This window comes from Acidihalobacter prosperus (assembly GCF_000754095.2).
GTDB classification, from domain to species: domain Bacteria; phylum Pseudomonadota; class Gammaproteobacteria; order DSM-5130; family Acidihalobacteraceae; genus Acidihalobacter; species Acidihalobacter prosperus.
Map to the genome: position 1 here is coordinate 306,942 of NZ_JQSG02000002.1, position 15,693 is coordinate 322,634.

Annotated in this window: 13 protein-coding genes and 3 tRNA genes; 4 read left to right on the top strand and 12 right to left on the bottom strand. The window is 65.6% G+C overall.

The features are described 5' to 3' along the window. Positions 1–2: 2 nt before the first annotated feature. From rplB to THPRO_RS05510, 9 genes are all read right to left on the bottom strand, one after another. Positions 3–827 carry a 50S ribosomal protein L2 gene (rplB, locus tag THPRO_RS05470; RefSeq protein WP_038089305.1) on the bottom strand — a complete coding sequence of 275 codons (825 nt, stop codon included), beginning with the start codon at positions 825–827 and terminating at the stop codon, positions 3–5. 11 nt (positions 828–838) lie between these two features. Further along, positions 839–1,135: a 50S ribosomal protein L23 gene (rplW, locus tag THPRO_RS05475; protein WP_038089302.1), complete on the bottom strand. Its 297-nt coding sequence runs from the start codon at positions 1,133–1,135 to the stop codon at positions 839–841. After that, positions 1,132–1,737, bottom strand: coding sequence for a 50S ribosomal protein L4 (rplD, locus tag THPRO_RS05480; protein ID WP_038089299.1), 606 nt, complete (start codon positions 1,735–1,737; stop codon positions 1,132–1,134). Before rplD ends, rplW begins: the two co-directional genes overlap by 4 nt. A gap of 4 nt (positions 1,738–1,741) precedes the next feature. After that, a complete protein-coding gene (gene rplC, locus THPRO_RS05485) occupies positions 1,742–2,386 on the bottom strand; it encodes a 50S ribosomal protein L3 (protein WP_038089296.1) in 645 nt (214 codons plus the stop codon). 126 nt (positions 2,387–2,512) lie between these two features. Beyond that, positions 2,513–2,827, bottom strand: coding sequence for a 30S ribosomal protein S10 (gene rpsJ, locus THPRO_RS05490; RefSeq protein ID WP_038089292.1), 315 nt, complete (start codon positions 2,825–2,827; stop codon positions 2,513–2,515). 81 nt (positions 2,828–2,908) lie between these two features. Continuing rightward, positions 2,909–4,099 (bottom strand): elongation factor Tu, encoded by a 1,191-nt coding sequence (gene tuf / locus THPRO_RS05495; RefSeq protein WP_065089325.1) that lies wholly within the window; start codon positions 4,097–4,099, stop codon positions 2,909–2,911. A 75-nt stretch (positions 4,100–4,174) separates the two neighbouring features. Further along, a tRNA-Thr gene (locus THPRO_RS05500) sits at positions 4,175–4,250 on the bottom strand. 41 nt (positions 4,251–4,291) lie between these two features. Beyond that, positions 4,292–4,365, bottom strand: a tRNA-Gly gene (locus THPRO_RS05505). A 44-nt stretch (positions 4,366–4,409) separates the two neighbouring features. Further along, a tRNA-Tyr gene (locus tag THPRO_RS05510) sits at positions 4,410–4,494 on the bottom strand. A 149-nt stretch (positions 4,495–4,643) separates the two neighbouring features. Here THPRO_RS05510 and THPRO_RS05515 point away from each other — a divergent pair. The 4 genes from THPRO_RS05515 to rodA all read left to right on the top strand — a co-directional run bounded on the left by THPRO_RS05515 (position 4,644) and on the right by rodA (position 10,400). Continuing rightward, positions 4,644–5,981, top strand: a complete 1,338-nt coding sequence (locus THPRO_RS05515; RefSeq protein WP_065089326.1) for a UDP-glucose dehydrogenase family protein — start codon at positions 4,644–4,646, stop codon at positions 5,979–5,981. 115 nt (positions 5,982–6,096) lie between these two features. Then, entirely contained in the window at positions 6,097–8,013 is a 1,917-nt protein-coding gene (mrdA, locus tag THPRO_RS05520) for a penicillin-binding protein 2 (RefSeq protein ID WP_052064719.1), read from the top strand. 58 nt (positions 8,014–8,071) lie between these two features. Continuing rightward, complete coding sequence (locus THPRO_RS05525) at positions 8,072–9,250, top strand: D-alanyl-D-alanine carboxypeptidase family protein (RefSeq protein WP_038093817.1); 1,179 nt, start codon at positions 8,072–8,074, stop codon at positions 9,248–9,250. A gap of 16 nt (positions 9,251–9,266) precedes the next feature. Continuing rightward, positions 9,267–10,400, top strand: a complete 1,134-nt coding sequence (gene rodA / locus THPRO_RS05530) for a rod shape-determining protein RodA (RefSeq protein ID WP_052064718.1) — start codon at positions 9,267–9,269, stop codon at positions 10,398–10,400. Between the two features lie 8 nt (positions 10,401–10,408). Here the strand turns inward: rodA and hemN are convergent, their stop codons facing one another. From hemN to pepN, 3 genes are all read right to left on the bottom strand, one after another. Beyond that, positions 10,409–11,812, bottom strand: a complete 1,404-nt coding sequence (hemN, locus tag THPRO_RS05535; RefSeq protein WP_038093814.1) for an oxygen-independent coproporphyrinogen III oxidase — start codon at positions 11,810–11,812, stop codon at positions 10,409–10,411. Between the two features lie 94 nt (positions 11,813–11,906). Further along, positions 11,907–12,968: a hypothetical protein gene (locus THPRO_RS05540; protein WP_038093811.1), complete on the bottom strand. Its 1,062-nt coding sequence runs from the start codon at positions 12,966–12,968 to the stop codon at positions 11,907–11,909. 5 nt (positions 12,969–12,973) lie between these two features. After that, on the bottom strand, positions 12,974–15,619 hold the full coding sequence (gene pepN, locus THPRO_RS05545; RefSeq protein WP_038093821.1) for an aminopeptidase N: 2,646 nt from the start codon (positions 15,617–15,619) through the stop codon (positions 12,974–12,976). Positions 15,620–15,693 lie beyond the last annotated feature (74 nt).

Sequence of the window (15,693 nt, forward strand, 5' to 3'; positions counted from 1 at the left end):
CCTTACTTCCGATTCCGACGACGAACGATGAGCTTATCCGTACGCTTGTTGTTACGCGTCTTGTAACCCTTGGTGGGAACGCCCCACGGGGTAACCGGATGCTTACCGAAATTGCGACCCTCGCCACCACCGTGCGGATGGTCGACCGGGTTCATGGCCGTGCCGCGAACAGTGGGGCGCACGCCGATCCAACGCTTGGCGCCGGCCTTGCCGAACTTGCGCAGGTTGTGTTCTGCGTTACCGACCTCGCCAACCGTGGCACGGCACTCGATCTGCACCTTGCGCATCTCACCCGAGCGGAGGCGAAGCGAGGCATAGGCGCCTTCCCGCGCCACGATCTGCGCACCGGCACCTGCGGAACGGGCCATCTGAGCACCTTTGCCAGGACGCATCTCGATGCAGTGGACGGTCGTACCCACCGGGATCGAACGAAGCTCCAACGTATTGCCGGGCTTGATCGGCGCACCGGCACCGGACATGATTTCGTCGCCGGCCTTCAAACCCTTGGGCGCGATGATGTACCGACGCTCGCCGTCGCGGTACAGCACCAGCGCGATATTGGCGCTGCGGTTCGGGTCGTACTCCAGCCGCTCGACGCGGGCTGGTATACCGTCCTTCTGGCGGCGAAAATCGATCAGGCGATAATGCTGCTTGTGACCGCCACCGATGTGACGCTGGGTGATGCGCCCTTGGTTGTTGCGACCACCGCTCTTCGACTTGCTTTCCACCAGGCCGGCATACGGCGCACCCTTGTGCAGGGTTTCACGCGTGACCCGCACCTGGAAGCGGCGGCCGGCGGAAGTCGGCTTGGACTTGACGATTGCCATGATACTTCCCCTTACTCGGCGCCGTTGAATTCGATGTCGCTGCCTTCACGCAGCGTCACATAGGCCTTGCGCACATCATTGCGCTTTCCGGGGCGGCGCCCGAACATCTTGCGCTTGCCCTTGATGTTGACCACGCGGACCTCGGCAACCTGCACGCTGAAAAGCGACTCAACGGCCTTGCGGATTTCCAGCTTGGTGGCATCCGGCAGAACCTTGAACACATGCTGGCGCGAACCTTCCGCCAACAGCGTGGCCTTTTCGGAAACATGGGGCGCCACGAGCACTTGAAGCATACGATCCTGGTTCATGCCAGCCACTCCTCAATCTGTTTGAGCGCGGCCATGTCCACGACGACCTGCTCGTGGCCGACCAGGCGCACCGGGTCGAGACCCGCCACATCGGTCACGTCCACATGCGGCACATTTCGCGCGGACAACCAGAGCGCTTCGCTGGGCTCAGCCGCCACGATCAACGCGTTGCGCGAGGCCACACCCTCAAGCGCAGCCAGAAAGGCCTTTGTCTTGGGCTCGGAGACGACAAATTCCTCGACGAGCACCAGACGCCCTTGCCGCAGCAGCTCGGAGAAGATCGAGCGCATCGCGGCACGGTACATTTTCTTGTTCAGCTTCTGGGCGTAACTGCGCGGCTTGGCCGCAAACGCACGCGCACCACCACGCCAGATGGGGCTGCGGATACTGCCGGCGCGCGCACGACCACTGCCCTTCTGCCGCCATGGCTTGATGCCGCCCCCTCGCACCTCGGAACGCGATTTCTGCGCCTTGGTACCGGCGCGCCCGCCGGCCATGTAGGCAACGACGGCCTGGTGCACAAGCGACTCGTTGAAGTCGCGAGCAAAGAGCGCGTCGGAAACCGCAACGCTCGACCCGTTTCCTTGAATCTGCAACTCCATGTCCTTAACCCTTCTGCTTGACCGCCGGCTTGACGATGACATCGCCGCCGACCGCGCCCGGGACAGCGCCCCTGACCAGTATCAGGTTACGCTCGACATCGACGCGCACAACCTGAAGATTTTGCGTGGTCACGCGGACATTTCCGAGGTGACCCGACATTTTCTTGCCCTTGAACACGCGACCCGGCGTCTGGTTCTGGCCGATGGAACCCGGCGCGCGGTGCGACAGCGAGTTGCCATGGGTGCGATCCTGGCCGCGAAAGTGATGACGCTTGATGACGCCCGCGTAACCCTTGCCCTTGCTCACGCCGACGACGTCGACGATCTGCCCCTCGGCAAAGCGCTCCACGGTAATCTCGCCACCCGCCTCGATACCTTCCAGCTCGGCCGCCGTTGCCCGCGACTCCCAGAGTCCGCGACCGGCCGTCACATTGGCCTTGGCGAAGTGACCCGCCATCGGCTTGGTCACACGCGAGGCCTTGCGCTCACCGGCGGTCACCTGAACCGCCTCGTAACCGTCCACGTCGGCGGTCCTGACCTGCGTCACCCGATTAGGCTCAGCCTCGATCACGGTAACCGGCACGGACTCGCCCGCTTCGGTAAACACGCGGGTCATGCCCAATTTGCGCCCAACCAATCCGATAGACATCACTACACCTCTGTACCTAACTGCCCACCGCGTTACGGCTCACGGCGCATCCGCCTGACAACGCGGCCCGACACTCATCAAATGTCGGGCCGCGGAAAGCCGTGCATTATGACAGAAAAATGTTTTTTAGTTAAGCCTGATTTGCACATCCACGCCGGCTGCGAGATCCAGCTTCATCAGCGCGTCGACCGTCTTGTCGGTCGGGTCCAGGATGTCCATCAGTCGCTTGTGCGTGCGGATCTCATACTGATCGCGCGCATCCTTGTTGACGTGTGGCGACACCAGGATCGTGAAGCTCTCCTTGCGTGTCGGCAGGGGAATCGGGCCCTTGACCCGCGCACCGGTCCGCTTGGCGGTTTCGACGATCTCGCTGGCCGAACGGTCGATCAGACGATGATCGAACGCCTTGAGGCGAATCCGGATTCTCTGACTCGTAGCCATTTTCCACTTACTCCATGGCGGCGCGGGCGTGTTGCGCCCGCGCCAGTTTCAATATGCGCGTGACAGTGACCGGAGGCCGCCTTACTCGATGACCTTGGAGACGACGCCGGCGCCGACGGTGCGACCACCTTCGCGAATCGCAAAGCGCAGGCCTTCTTCCATCGCGATCGGCGCAATCAACGACACCTTGATCGACACGTTGTCGCCAGGCATCACCATCTCCGTGCCTTCCGGCAGGTCCACCGAACCCGTCACGTCCGTCGTGCGGAAGTAAAACTGCGGACGGTAGCCGTTGAAGAACGGGGTGTGACGACCGCCCTCTTCCTTCGACAGCACGTAAACCTCGGCCTCGAACTTGGTGTGCGGCTTGATCGAACCCGGCTTGCACAGCACCTGGCCGCGCTCCACTTCCTCGCGCTTGGTGCCGCGCAGCAGCACGCCAACATTGTCGCCTGCCTGACCCTGGTCCAGCAGCTTGCGGAACATCTCGACGCCCGTCACCGTGGTCTTCGTGGTGTCGTGCAATCCCACGATCTCCACTTCGTCGCCCACCTTGACGATCCCGCGCTCAATACGACCGGTCACCACGGTGCCGCGACCCGAAATCGAGAACACGTCCTCGATCGGCATCAGGAACGCACCGTCAACCGCACGCTCGGGCTCCGGAATGTACGCGTCCATCTCCGCCACCAGCTTCTCGATCGCCGGCACCCCAATCTCGCTCGTGTCGCCTTCCAGCGCCTTGAGCGCGGAACCCGTCACGATCGGGGTGTCGTCGCCGGGGAAGTCGTAGCTCGACAGCAGGTCGCGCACTTCCATCTCCACCAGCTCCAGCAGCTCCGGATCGTCGACCATGTCGGCCTTGTTCAGGAACACCACGATGTACGGCACGCCCACCTGACGCGCCAGCAGAATGTGCTCGCGCGTCTGCGGCATCGGACCGTCCGCCGCCGAACACACCAGGATCGCGCCGTCCATCTGCGCCGCACCCGTGATCATGTTCTTGACGTAGTCGGCATGCCCGGGGCAGTCCACGTGCGCGTAGTGACGCGCGTCCGACTCGTATTCCACGTGCGCCGTCGCAATCGTGATGCCGCGCGCGCGCTCTTCCGGCGCCTTGTCGATCTGGTCGTACGCACTGAACGCGCCGCCATGCTTCTCCGCCATCACCTTCGTCAACGCCGCCGTCAGCGTCGTCTTGCCATGATCCACATGCCCGATCGTTCCCACGTTTACATGCGGCTTCTTGCGTTCAAACTTTTCCTTGGCCATCAAAGCACCCCAGTTTCCACGACTGACATCGATTCAAGACACACGCAGCGGCGTTACACGACTGCACTATCAATATGGAGCCCATAACCGGATTTGAACCGGTGACCTCTTCCTTACCAAGGAAGTGCTCTACCGACTGAGCTATATGGGCGCTCTTCAAATCTACACCTGACCCAGCCAGCCCAGACCTAATGGAGCGGGTGATGGGAATCGAACCCACGTCATCAGCTTGGAAGGCTGAGGTTCTACCATTGAACTACACCCGCCTGCAGAATCGTCTCGCGACCATTCGCGGCCAAGCAGAACTGTGTGGTGGAGGGGGGAGGATTCGAACCTCCGAAGGCTGAGCCAGCAGATTTACAGTCTGCCCCCTTTGGCCGCTCGGGAACCCCTCCAAAACAAAGGCGGAAATTCTCGTCAATTGGCGGGCGCTTGTCAACCGCCTGGACGCAGGCTTCGTCATTTTTGAAATCTGATACCATGCGCCCGTCTGGCGACCTGGGGTCGCCCGGATCATCGACTGGGCGGAGACTATACACGCACCATGAAGATCACGATATACGGATCGGGTTACGTAGGGCTGGTGACGGGTGCGTGTCTGGCGCAGGTGGGCAATCACGTGCTGTGCGTCGACGTCGATCCCGACAAGATCCACCGCCTCGAACAGGGCGACATCCCCATCTACGAGCCCGGTCTCGACAAGCTCGTGCGCGACAACGCCGCCGCCGGCCGCCTGCGCTTCACCCTCGACGCCGCCGAGGGCGTCAGGCACGGCCTGTTCCAGTTCATCGCCGTCGGCACCCCGCCCGACGAGGACGGCTCGGCCGATCTGCGCCATGTCCTCGAGGTCGCCCGCAGCGTCGGCCAACACATGGACGACTACCGCATCGTGGTCAACAAGTCGACCGTGCCCGTGGGCACCGCCGACCGCGTCCGCGAGGCCCTCGCCGAGGCCCTCGCCGCGCGCGGGGTGGCGGCGGAGTTCGATGTGGTCTCGAATCCGGAGTTCCTCAAGGAGGGCGCGGCCATCGAGGACTTCATGAAGCCCGACCGCATCGTGGTCGGCACGGACAACCCGCGCACCGGCGAGCTGATGCGGGCGCTGTATGCGCCCTTCAACCGCAGCCGCGAGCGCGTGGTGCTGATGGACGTGCGTTCGGCCGAGCTGACCAAGTACGCGGCCAATGCGATGCTGGCCACCAAGATCAGCTTCATGAACGAGCTGGCCAATCTGGCCGAACGCCTGGGCGCGGACATCGAGGCGGTACGCGTGGGCATCGGCTCGGACCCGCGCATCGGCTATCACTTCATCTATCCGGGCTGCGGCTACGGCGGCTCGTGCTTCCCCAAGGACGTGAAGGCCCTCGAGCGCACCGCGCGCGGCAGCGGCTATCAGGCCGAGCTGCTGGCCGCAGTGGAGTCGGTCAACGAGCGCCAGAAGCAGCGCCTGTTCGAGAAGCTGCACGCGCACTTCGCCGGCGATCTCAGGGGCCGCAGCTTCGCCCTCTGGGGCCTGGCCTTCAAGCCCAACACCGACGACATGCGCGAGGCCCCCAGCCGCGCCCTGATGGAGGCGCTGTGGGAGGCCGGTGCCCGCGTGCAGGCCTACGACCCGGTCGCCATGCACGAGTGCCGCCGGATCTACGGCGAACGGTCCGATCTTGCCCTGTGCGACAGCCCAGAGGAGACCCTGGAGGGCGCCGACGCCCTGCTCATCGTCACCGAGTGGGCCCACTTCCGCAGCCCCGACTTCGACCTCATCAAACAAAAACTCTCGCAGCCCCTCATCCTCGACGGCCGCAACCTCTACGACCCCAAAATCATGCATCAGCTCGGCTTCCAGTACCTCGCCATCGGGCGGCCGCTCAAAGGCAGCGCCTGAAACGGCGCCTAGCGTGCGGGCGACCGGAGAAAACTGAACATTTTCGCCATCCGCCGGTCCAAGCCGGCTGAACCCGGGCCGCCCGCAGGCGACCTCTCAGCAGCGAACGGAATCAGTGAAGCGACGGGACCCACTCGCAGACCCGGCAACCCAGAAGCGGCTATTCAACTACCGCACACTCGTCACGGCATTCGCGGTCATACTGCTGTTCGTGGCGGCCATCACCCGCCTGGTGCAGCTCCAGATATTCGATCATCAGGGCTATGCGCAAGCCGCGCGCCAGAATCGCGTCCGCGTGCAGCCGATTCCACCACCTCGCGGCCTGATCTATAGCCGCAGCGGGCAGCTGCTGGCCGAGAACGTGCCCAGCTACACCCTGGCCGTGATCCCAGACGAGGTGCGCCATCTCGCCGCGACCCTCAAGGCGCTGGGCAAAATTGTCAGGCTTACGCCCGAGGACCTGCGCAGTTTCAAGGCCTTGCGTACCGTCACCCCGGGCTATCGCGCGATCCCGCTGGCCACCCACCTCGACCAAAAGGACTTGGCACGCTTCGCGGTCGATCGCTACCGTTTCCCCGGGGTGGAAATCGAGTCGCGGCTACGCCGCTACTACCCCTATGCCAACCTGACCGCCGATACCGTGGGCTATGTCGGCCGCATCAGCGAATCGGATCTCAAGCACGTCGATGCCAGTGCCTACGCGGGTACCGTGTATTTCGGCAAGAGCGGCCTTGAATTGGCCGATCAGGCGCGGCTTCACGGCCAACCGGGCTACAAGGTCATGGAGGTCGACGCCAATGGCCAGCCGGTGGGCACCCTCAAACGTGAACGCCCCCATCCTGGCGACGATCTCATCCTGACCCTGGACATGGGCCTGCAACAGGTCGCGCAGCAGGCGATGAAGGGCAAGCGCGGTGCCGTGGTGGTCATGGATCCGCGCACCGGCGCCATCCTCGCCGCGGTCTCCAATCCGGCCTACGATCCGAACTGGTTCGTCGACGGCATTTCCAGCCGGCGCTATCGCACCCTGGTCGGCGACCCCGGCAACCCACTGTGGAATCGCGCCTTCGCGGCCAGCTACGCCCCGGGTTCGACGATCAAGCCGTTCATCGCCCTGGCCGGCCTGAACGATCGGGTCATCCAACCCCAGACGAGAGTCTTCTCCGGCCCCTACTACATCATCCCCGGGGACAAGACGCAGCATCGGTTCTGGGACTGGACGCCCTACGGGCATGGCTGGACCGACCTGACCAAGGCCATCGCGCAATCGGTCGACACCTATTTCTATCCGCTAGCCTATCAGCTGGGCATCCATCGCATCGACGACATGCTGGGACGCTTCGGCTTCGGCAAGCCGCCACCGTTGCACCTGCCCGGCGTAGCCGCCGGCGTGCTGCCGTCGCCGGCGTGGAAACAACGCACCCAAGGCCACCCCTGGTACCCCGGCGATACCGTGCTGATGGGCATTGGCCAGGGTTATCTGCAGGTCACGCCGCTGCAGCTGGCAAGCGCGGTATCGGAGATCGCCATGCGCGGGCATGCCGACCGACCGCACCTGCTGCGCGCGATCCGCAATCCCGTCGACGGCAGGACCGAGGCCGTCAAGCCACAGCCCCTGCCGGCAATCACGCTCAAGCGTCCCGCCTACTGGCAAAATGTGATCGCGGGCATGCAGGCGGTCATCGACTCGCCGGCGGGCACCGCATATCGCGAATTCCACAGCTTTCCCTTGCCGGTCGCCGGCAAGACCGGCACCGCACAGGTGTTCGCCAACCCCAAGAACCCCTTCCAGCAAAAACGGCGGCATATTCCCTACCGACTGCGCGACAATGCCTTGTTCGAGGCCTTCACGCCGGTCGACCACCCCGAACTTGCGGTGGTGGTGATCGTGGAACATGCCGGCGACCGGCTCGGCCCAGCCTCCACCGTCACGCGCAAGATCATGGACTATTGGCTGGCGCATCGCCGGGCCATCGAACACCCAGGTACGCCGGTCACCCTCGAACCGGACACACGCGCCGCGACACAGTGAACTTGTCCCGGGACGCCCGGTCAAGATGATGTCCCCGAAACGGCAGGAACGACCCGCCATGCGAAGTCTCCGCCTCCTACTCGCCACGCTGGCCGGCCTGACCGCGCTGGCCGGCAACGCCCGGGCCGATATCCCGGCAAACGGGCCGACGCCCTTGATTCCGCCAGCGCCGCACCTGCATACGGGCGGTTACGCGCTCCTCGATGCGGGCAATGGGCAACTGCTGGCCGCACAGGATGCGCGGCATGCGCTCGGCCCATCGGCCAGCACCAAGCTCATGCTCGCCTATGTCACCTTCGAGGAGATGACGGCACACCGGATCAAACCCGCGACGCGTCTGCCGGTCAGCGTCGCGGCCTGGCGCACGCCCGGCTCGTCGATGTTCCTCAAGCCGGACACCCGCATCAGCGTGTCGCAACTGCTCGACGGCCTGATCACAGACGGCGGCAACGATGCCGCCGTCTGTCTGGCCCAGGGCATCGCCGGCACCCGCCAGGCGGCGTTGAGCCTGATGAACCAGACGGCGGCGGCGCTCGGTCTGACGCACACGCACTACACCTCGGTCGACGGTCTGAACGACCGCCATGCCCGCACCACCGCCCTCGACGCCGCCCGCCTCGGTGCTGCGGTGGTCGACCGTTTCCCGCAGTATCTGCCCTATTTCCGCCACCGCGCGATGCGCTTTGACGGCATCGAGCAGTACAGCTTCGACCGCCTGCTGATACGCGACCCGTCGGCGCTGGGTCTGACGGTCGGCGACGGCACGCACGGCTACGGCATCGTCGCCGCTGCACGCCAGGACGGCACCACCCTGGTCGCCAGCGTGCTCGGCACCCCCGGCGGCCACCGCAGCACCGAACGCGCATTCGCGCACGTGGCCGGGCAAGCCTACGCCCTGCTCTCATGGGCGTTCGACAATTTCGACCGTCACGTCCTCTATCGCCCCGGCCACGCGATCCGTCGGGTGCGTGTCCGCGACGCCGCGCATGCGATACCTCTGGGCGTGAGGCGACCGCTCGTCGTACTGGTGCCGCGCGGCCAGTACCGGGCGCTACGCATCCGCCTGCGCCTCGACCGGCACCTGCGCGCGCCGGTCGCACGCGGCCAGGACATCGGCACGCTGCAGGTAACGCTCGACGGCCGCTCCCTGGCGCAGACACCCGCAGTCGCGCTGCGCGCCGGCGCGCAGGAAAACCTGCTGCAACGCATGACTTCACGCATTTCACACTGGCTCTAGGGGACGCAACCGGGCGATGGAAACGCTTTATTACCAAGGGGCGCGCAGCCAGCTGCTACGCGCCCGCGGACTCGCGATACTCTCGCGGCTGCGGCTGGACTGGCCGCTGGTCACCGGCATCCTCGCCATCTTCAGCGTCGGCGAACTCGTGCTGTATAGCGCTTCCGGCCAGGATATCGCGACGGTCTGGCATCAGGGCGGCAAATTCGCGGTGGCGTTCGTCATCATGATCGGTATCGCCCAGGTGTCGCCGCAGCAATGGCGACGTCTGAGCCCCTATGCCTACCTGTTCGCCGTGCTCATGCTGATAGCGGTACTCGGGCTCGGCGAAACCGCGCTGGGCGCGCGCCGCTGGCTGGATCTCGGGCCGGTGCGGCTGCAACCTTCTGAATTCATGAAACTGGCGCTGCCGCTGGCGTTGGCCTATCTGTTCAGTCGGCGGCCGTTGCCGCTCAATCTGCCGCATCTGCTGGGCGCGCTGCTGCTGATCGCGATTCCCGTCGCGCTGATCGCCAAGGAACCCGATCTGGGCACGGCAATGCTCATCGTCATCACCGGCCTGGTGGTGATCTTTCTGGCCGGCGTGCCCTACCGCTATCTGCTGGTCGGCGCACTCGTGGTTGCCGCCCTCGTCCCGGTCATCTGGCATTTCATGCATGCCTACCAGAAGGCACGCATCCTCACCTTCCTGGACCCCGAGCGCGCGCCGCTGGGCGCCGGCTATCACATCATCCAGTCCACCATCGCGATCGGTTCCAGCGGACTCTATGGCCTCGGCTGGCTGCACGCGCCGCAGGCCCAGCTCGGCTTCCTGCCCGAAAGCCGCACAGACTTCATTTTCGCGGTGTTCGGCGAGGAATTCGGGCTCGCCGGCAGCGTCGCGCTGCTCACGGCCTATGCCTTCATCATCCTGCGCGGACTCTACATCGCCTGGCGCGCCAGCGACAATTTCTCGCGCCTGCTCGCGGGCACGCTGTCGCTGACCTTCGCGATGTACGTATTCATCAACGTGGGCATGACCATGGGCCTGCTGCCCGTGGTCGGCGTACCGCTGCCGTTCATGAGCTACGGCGGCACCTCGCTCGTCACCATGGCGGCAGCGATGGGGCTGCTGCAAAGCATCGCGCGACACCGGCCGCTGATACGCTAGTGCGGCGGCTAGATCGCCCTCGAATAGGCTGCGCGCGCCGCCGTCAGATAGGCATCGAAGACCATGCAGATGTTGCGGATCAGCAGCCGCCCCGCCGACGTGACCTCGATCCCCACCGCAGTCAAGTCCAGCAGGCCATCCTCGCGCATGCCCGCCAGCACCGCCAACTCGGCAGCGAAATAATCGCGGAACACGATGCCGTATTCGGCTTCGACGGTAGCGAAATCGAGCCGGAAGCGGCAGATCAGCGCCGAGATCACCGCGCGCCGCAGACGGTCGTCCTCGCTCAGGACGACCCCGCGAAAGACCGCCAGCCGATCATCGTCCAAACGCGCGAAATACTCCGCCTCGGTGCGCACGTTCTGCGCATAGACATCACCCAGCGAGCCGATGGCGGTCACGCCCATGGCCACCAGATCGCACTCGGCGTGCGTGGAATAGCCCTGGAAGTTGCGATACAGCGTGCCCGCGCGCTGGGCCACCGCGAGTTCGTCGTCCGGCCGCGCGAAGTGATCCATGCCGATGTAGACGTAGCCGGCCGCGGTCAGCCGGCCGATGGTGTCCTCGAGAATGGCCAGCTTCTCCGCCGGGCTGGGCAGATCCTCGGCGGCGATCCGCCGCTGCGGCTTGAAGCGCTCGGGCAGGTGCGCGTAGTTGAACACCGAAACGCGATCCGGCCCGGCCGCGACGATGCGATCGACCGTGGCGGCGAAATTCGCCACGCTCTGGAACGGCAGGCCGTAGATGAGATCGACGCTCACCGAGCGGAAACCGGAGGCACGCGCCCGCTCGATTACGCCGAGCGTCTCCGCCTCGCCCTGGATGCGGTTGACCGCCCGCTGCACGCGTTCGTCGAAGTCCTGCACGCCCAGACTCAGACGGTTGAAGCCGAGTTCGCCCAGCAGCTCGATGGTGCCCGGGCCCGCCTCGCGCGGATCGACCTCGATGGAATACTCGCCATCCTCCGCCAGCGCGAAATGCTCGCGCGTCGCCGTCATCAGCGCGGCCATCTCGGCATGCGAGAGGAAGGTCGGGGTGCCGCCGCCCCAATGCAGCTGCTCCACCTGCCTGCCGGCGTCGAACAGCCTAGCCTGCAGGGCGATCTCGCGATGCAGCCGCGCCAGATAGGGTGCGGCGCGCGAACGATCCTTGGTCACGATCTTGTTGCAGGCGCAGTAGTAGCAGACCGTGTTGCAGAACGGCAGATGGAAATACAGCGACAGTGCCCGCCCCTGCGTGTTGCTGCGCGCGGCGGCCGCGCGATACTCGACCTCCCCGAAGCCCTCGTGGAACTGCACCGCGGTCGGGTAGGAGGTATAGCGCGGGCCGGCGCGGTCGTAGCGGCGGATCAGCTCGGCATCGAAACGGACGGTCGGGGATTCGGGTATCAACGCGCGGTCTCCGGTATGCATGCGGGCAACTTCATGCTGTCACTGTACGAAAAACGTCGCTCCGCGCCTTGGCCTCGATCAATAACACGGCGGAATCCGCGGATTCAGACCCACTTCATTCGTCGGCATGCGGGAAAACAAAGTGACCGCGCAGAAACCGGTCCATGCCGGTCTCCGCCCAGGCAGCCGCCTGCGTGCCTGGCACCCCCAAAGTCCGTGCATAGTAGTCGGCCAGCGCGCGCTCTGCCGGCGCGTAGGCCTTTAGGACGGCATCGCGCAACCGCGTGCGGCCCGGGTCATGCCGTGCCCAGGCCGCGAGTCCCGCATCGACCTGCGCGCGAGTGTTGTAGGCCGGCGTCGCCGCCATGGCCCAGGGCCGTAGCGCCAGATTGCCAAGCGCCCGCCTGACGTTGAGGCGCAATCGTGCGGTCGACTGCAACGTGCCCTCATCTTCGCCGGAACCGAGCGTCGCCTCGAGGAGCCGCGAAAAACGGCTCACCGGCGCGGGCAGCAGGCTCGCCGCCGTCTGCCCCCGCGGCACGAATGCCAGCGAACAGACCCTCGCGACGCCGGACGCCCTCAGTGCATACACCTGCCAGTTCCCGAGCACGCCATAGGGTTCGCCGACCGTGACGATCCAGATCCGGTTCGCGTGCCGCGCCGCGAAGACCAGCGGCGGACGCCACACGGCATCGACGAGCGCGGATTTGCGCATAGGCTGCCGAGCATCCTGCAACGCCGTCACGAAATCCGTGCGCGGCATCCGCGCATCGATCGCCCATAACGAATATGTGTCGCCCTGCCACCCGGCGGGGCGTGCAATCTCGACCACGCGCCGACCGGAAATCGTCCGCCCCCAGTACAGCGTCCCGCGGTAGATCGATCCCTTGAGGGGGAACGACTCGAAGAACGCCGGGTCGGACACGAGCGCATGCCCGCCCGAAATGTCGACCTTGCGGGTTCCCAGGATCAAAATGCTGCGAAAACCAGGGGGCAGGCTCAGCGGTGCCACCAGACGGAACGTCGGCGCGGCGTACATATGCCGAGCGAGCGCGGCGGCATCCACGCAGGCCGGCGCTTCGGCATCCCCGATCACCCGGGGCAGCGTGCCGGCCGCAGCCGGCAGGCCGACCGCCAGCTCCAACACGATGAGCCAGCGGCCGACCGTGAGGCGCATGTGTTTCAGCCTTCCAGACTCTTGCTGACGATCTCGTACACGTCGGGGGACAGCTCGTGCCCCTTGAGGCGCTCCAGCTCGGTTCGCATCAATGCCTGACGCTCCGTGTCGAAGCGCCGCCAGCGGCTGAACACCTTGACCAGGCGCGCGGCGACCTGCGGATTGCGCGCGTCCAGCGCCAGCACCTGATCGGCGGCGAAGCGGTAGCCGCTGCCGTCGGCGGCATGGAAGCCCGTCGGATTGCCCATCATGAACCCGCCGAGCAGCGCGTACACGCGGTTCGGATTGCCCAGGGAAAACGCCGGATGCGCCAGCAGCCGCTCGACCTCCGCCAGGGTATCCGGATGCTGCCGCACCGCCTGCAGGCCGAACCACTTGTTCAGTACCAGCGAGTCGTCCTGCCAGCGTTCGTAGAACGCCGCCAGCGCGAGACCCCGGGCGGGGTCATCGGTCAGCATCAGCGCGCCGAGCGCGCCCATGGTGTCGGTCATGTTGTCCGCCTCGCGGAACTGCGTCTCGGCGAGCCTGGCGCCGGCAGGCGAATCCAGCGCGGCCAGGTAGCTCAGCGCGAGATTGCGTAGCGCGCGCCGGCCCGCCTCCTCCGGCGTATAGCGATAGCCGCCCTCGGGGGTGTGGCCGTGGTAGGCGGCCAGCCATTGCGCTTCCAGTTCCGTGGCCAGCGCCCGGCGCGCATATTCGCGGGCCGCGTGGATCGCATCCGGGTCGACGATCTCGAACTGCTCGGCGAGCCAGGCCTCGCCCGGCAGGGCCAGCATGTCGGCGCGCAGGTTGGGTTCTAGCCGAGTATCACTCAGCACGGCGGCGAAGGCCTCGATGAAGCCGGCCGGCAAGGCAAGCGCCCGCCCGGCGCGCACGTCCTCGACCAGATCGAGCAGCACGGACAGCGCCAGGCGCTCGCCCGCATCCCAGCGGTTGAAGGGATCGCTGTCGTGCGCGGCCAGGAAGGCCAGCACCGTCGGCGTGTAGTCGAACGCCACCCGGACCGGCGCGGAAAAACCGCGGTTGAGCGAGGGCACCGGCCGCGCCGGCAGACCGGTGAAGCACAGCGTCTGCTCGGGCTCGGTCAGGCGGAACACGCGGTCGGTCGCGCCGCCGTCGCCCTCGCCTTCGAGCCGCAGCGGCAGGTCGGCGCCGTCCGGACCGACCAGCCCCATGCGCAGCGGGATCAGGAACGGCAGTTTCTCGGGCTGTCCGGGCGTCGGCGGGCAGGACTGACTCAGACGCAGGGTATAGCGCCCGGTTTCCGGTTCCCACGTATCCTCGACCGTCACCACCGGCGTGCCGGCCTGGTCGTACCAGCGGCGGAACTGTTCGAGGTCGGCGCCGTTGGCGTCGGCCATCGCGGCCAGGAAGTCGTCGGTGGTCACCGCCTGTCCGTCGTGGCGCTCGAAGTACAGATCCATGCCGCGGCGGAAGCCGTCGCGCCCCAGCAGGGTCTCGTACATGCGCACGACCTCGGCGCCCTTCTCGTACACCGTCACGGTGTAGAAGTTGTTGATTTCCATATACGACGGCGGGCGCACCGGGTGCGCCATGGGGCTGGCGTCCTCGGCGAACTGGTGCGTGCGCAGGCGGCGCACGTCGGCGATGCGCTTCACCGTGCCCGAGGTCATCTCGGCGGTGAAGCTCTGGTCGCGGAACACGGTGAGCCCTTCCTTGAGCGAGAGCTGGAACCAGTCGCGGCAGGTGACGCGGTTGCCGGTCCAATTGTGGAAGTATTCGTGGGCGATCACGCCCTCGATGTGCTCATAGTTGTCGTCGGTCGCCGTATCCGGGCGCGCCAGTACGTACTGGGAATTGAAAACGTTGAGGCCCTTGTTCTCCATCGCCCCCATGTTGAAGTCGTCCACCGCGACGATCATGTAGATGTCGAGGTCGTACTCCAGGCCGAAGCGCGTCTCGTCCCAGCGCATCGCTTTCTTGACCGACTCCATCGCGTGCTCGCACTTGTCGGCGTTGTGCGCCTCGACGTAGATGCGCAGCTCCACCTCGCGGCCCGAGGCGGTGACGAAGCGGTCGCTCTGGCAGGCCAACCGCCCCGCCACCAGCGCGAACAGATACGAGGGCTTGGGAAACGGATCGTGCCAGGTCGCAAAGTGCCGGCCGTCGTCGAGCCGGCCGGTATCCACGGGATTGCCGTTGGACAGCAGCACGGGATACTCCGTCGCATCCGCCACCACGGTGGTGGTGAACACGCTGAGCACGTCGGGACGGTCGAGATAGTAGGTGATTCGCCGGAAACCCTCGGCCTCGCACTGCGTGCAGAAATTGCCCGAGGACTTGTACAGCCCCTCCAGGCGGGTATTTTCCTGCGGCTTGATGCGATTGACGATCTCCAGCTCGAATGCATCGGGCACGCCGGCCAGGGTCAGCGAATCGGCATCCTGCAGCCATTCCTGCGCCTGCAGCTCGCGGCCGTCGATGCGCACGGCAAGCAGCTCCAGGTCCTCGCCGTCCAGCACCAGCGGCGCATCGGCGGAAGCCGCCGCCGGATTGCGGCGCAGCTGCAGGCGCGTCTCAACCTGCGTGAAATCCTCGCCCAGCTCGAATCGCAGCTCGGTGCGCTCGATCAGGAACGCGGGCTCCTGATAGTCCTTGAGATAAATGGTGCGCGGTGATGCTTCCTTCATCATGGCGAGTCTCTTCTCAGTGCTTCGATCAACGGATACTACACCCGAGGCCACCCTGGCAAAAACGCCCAGGC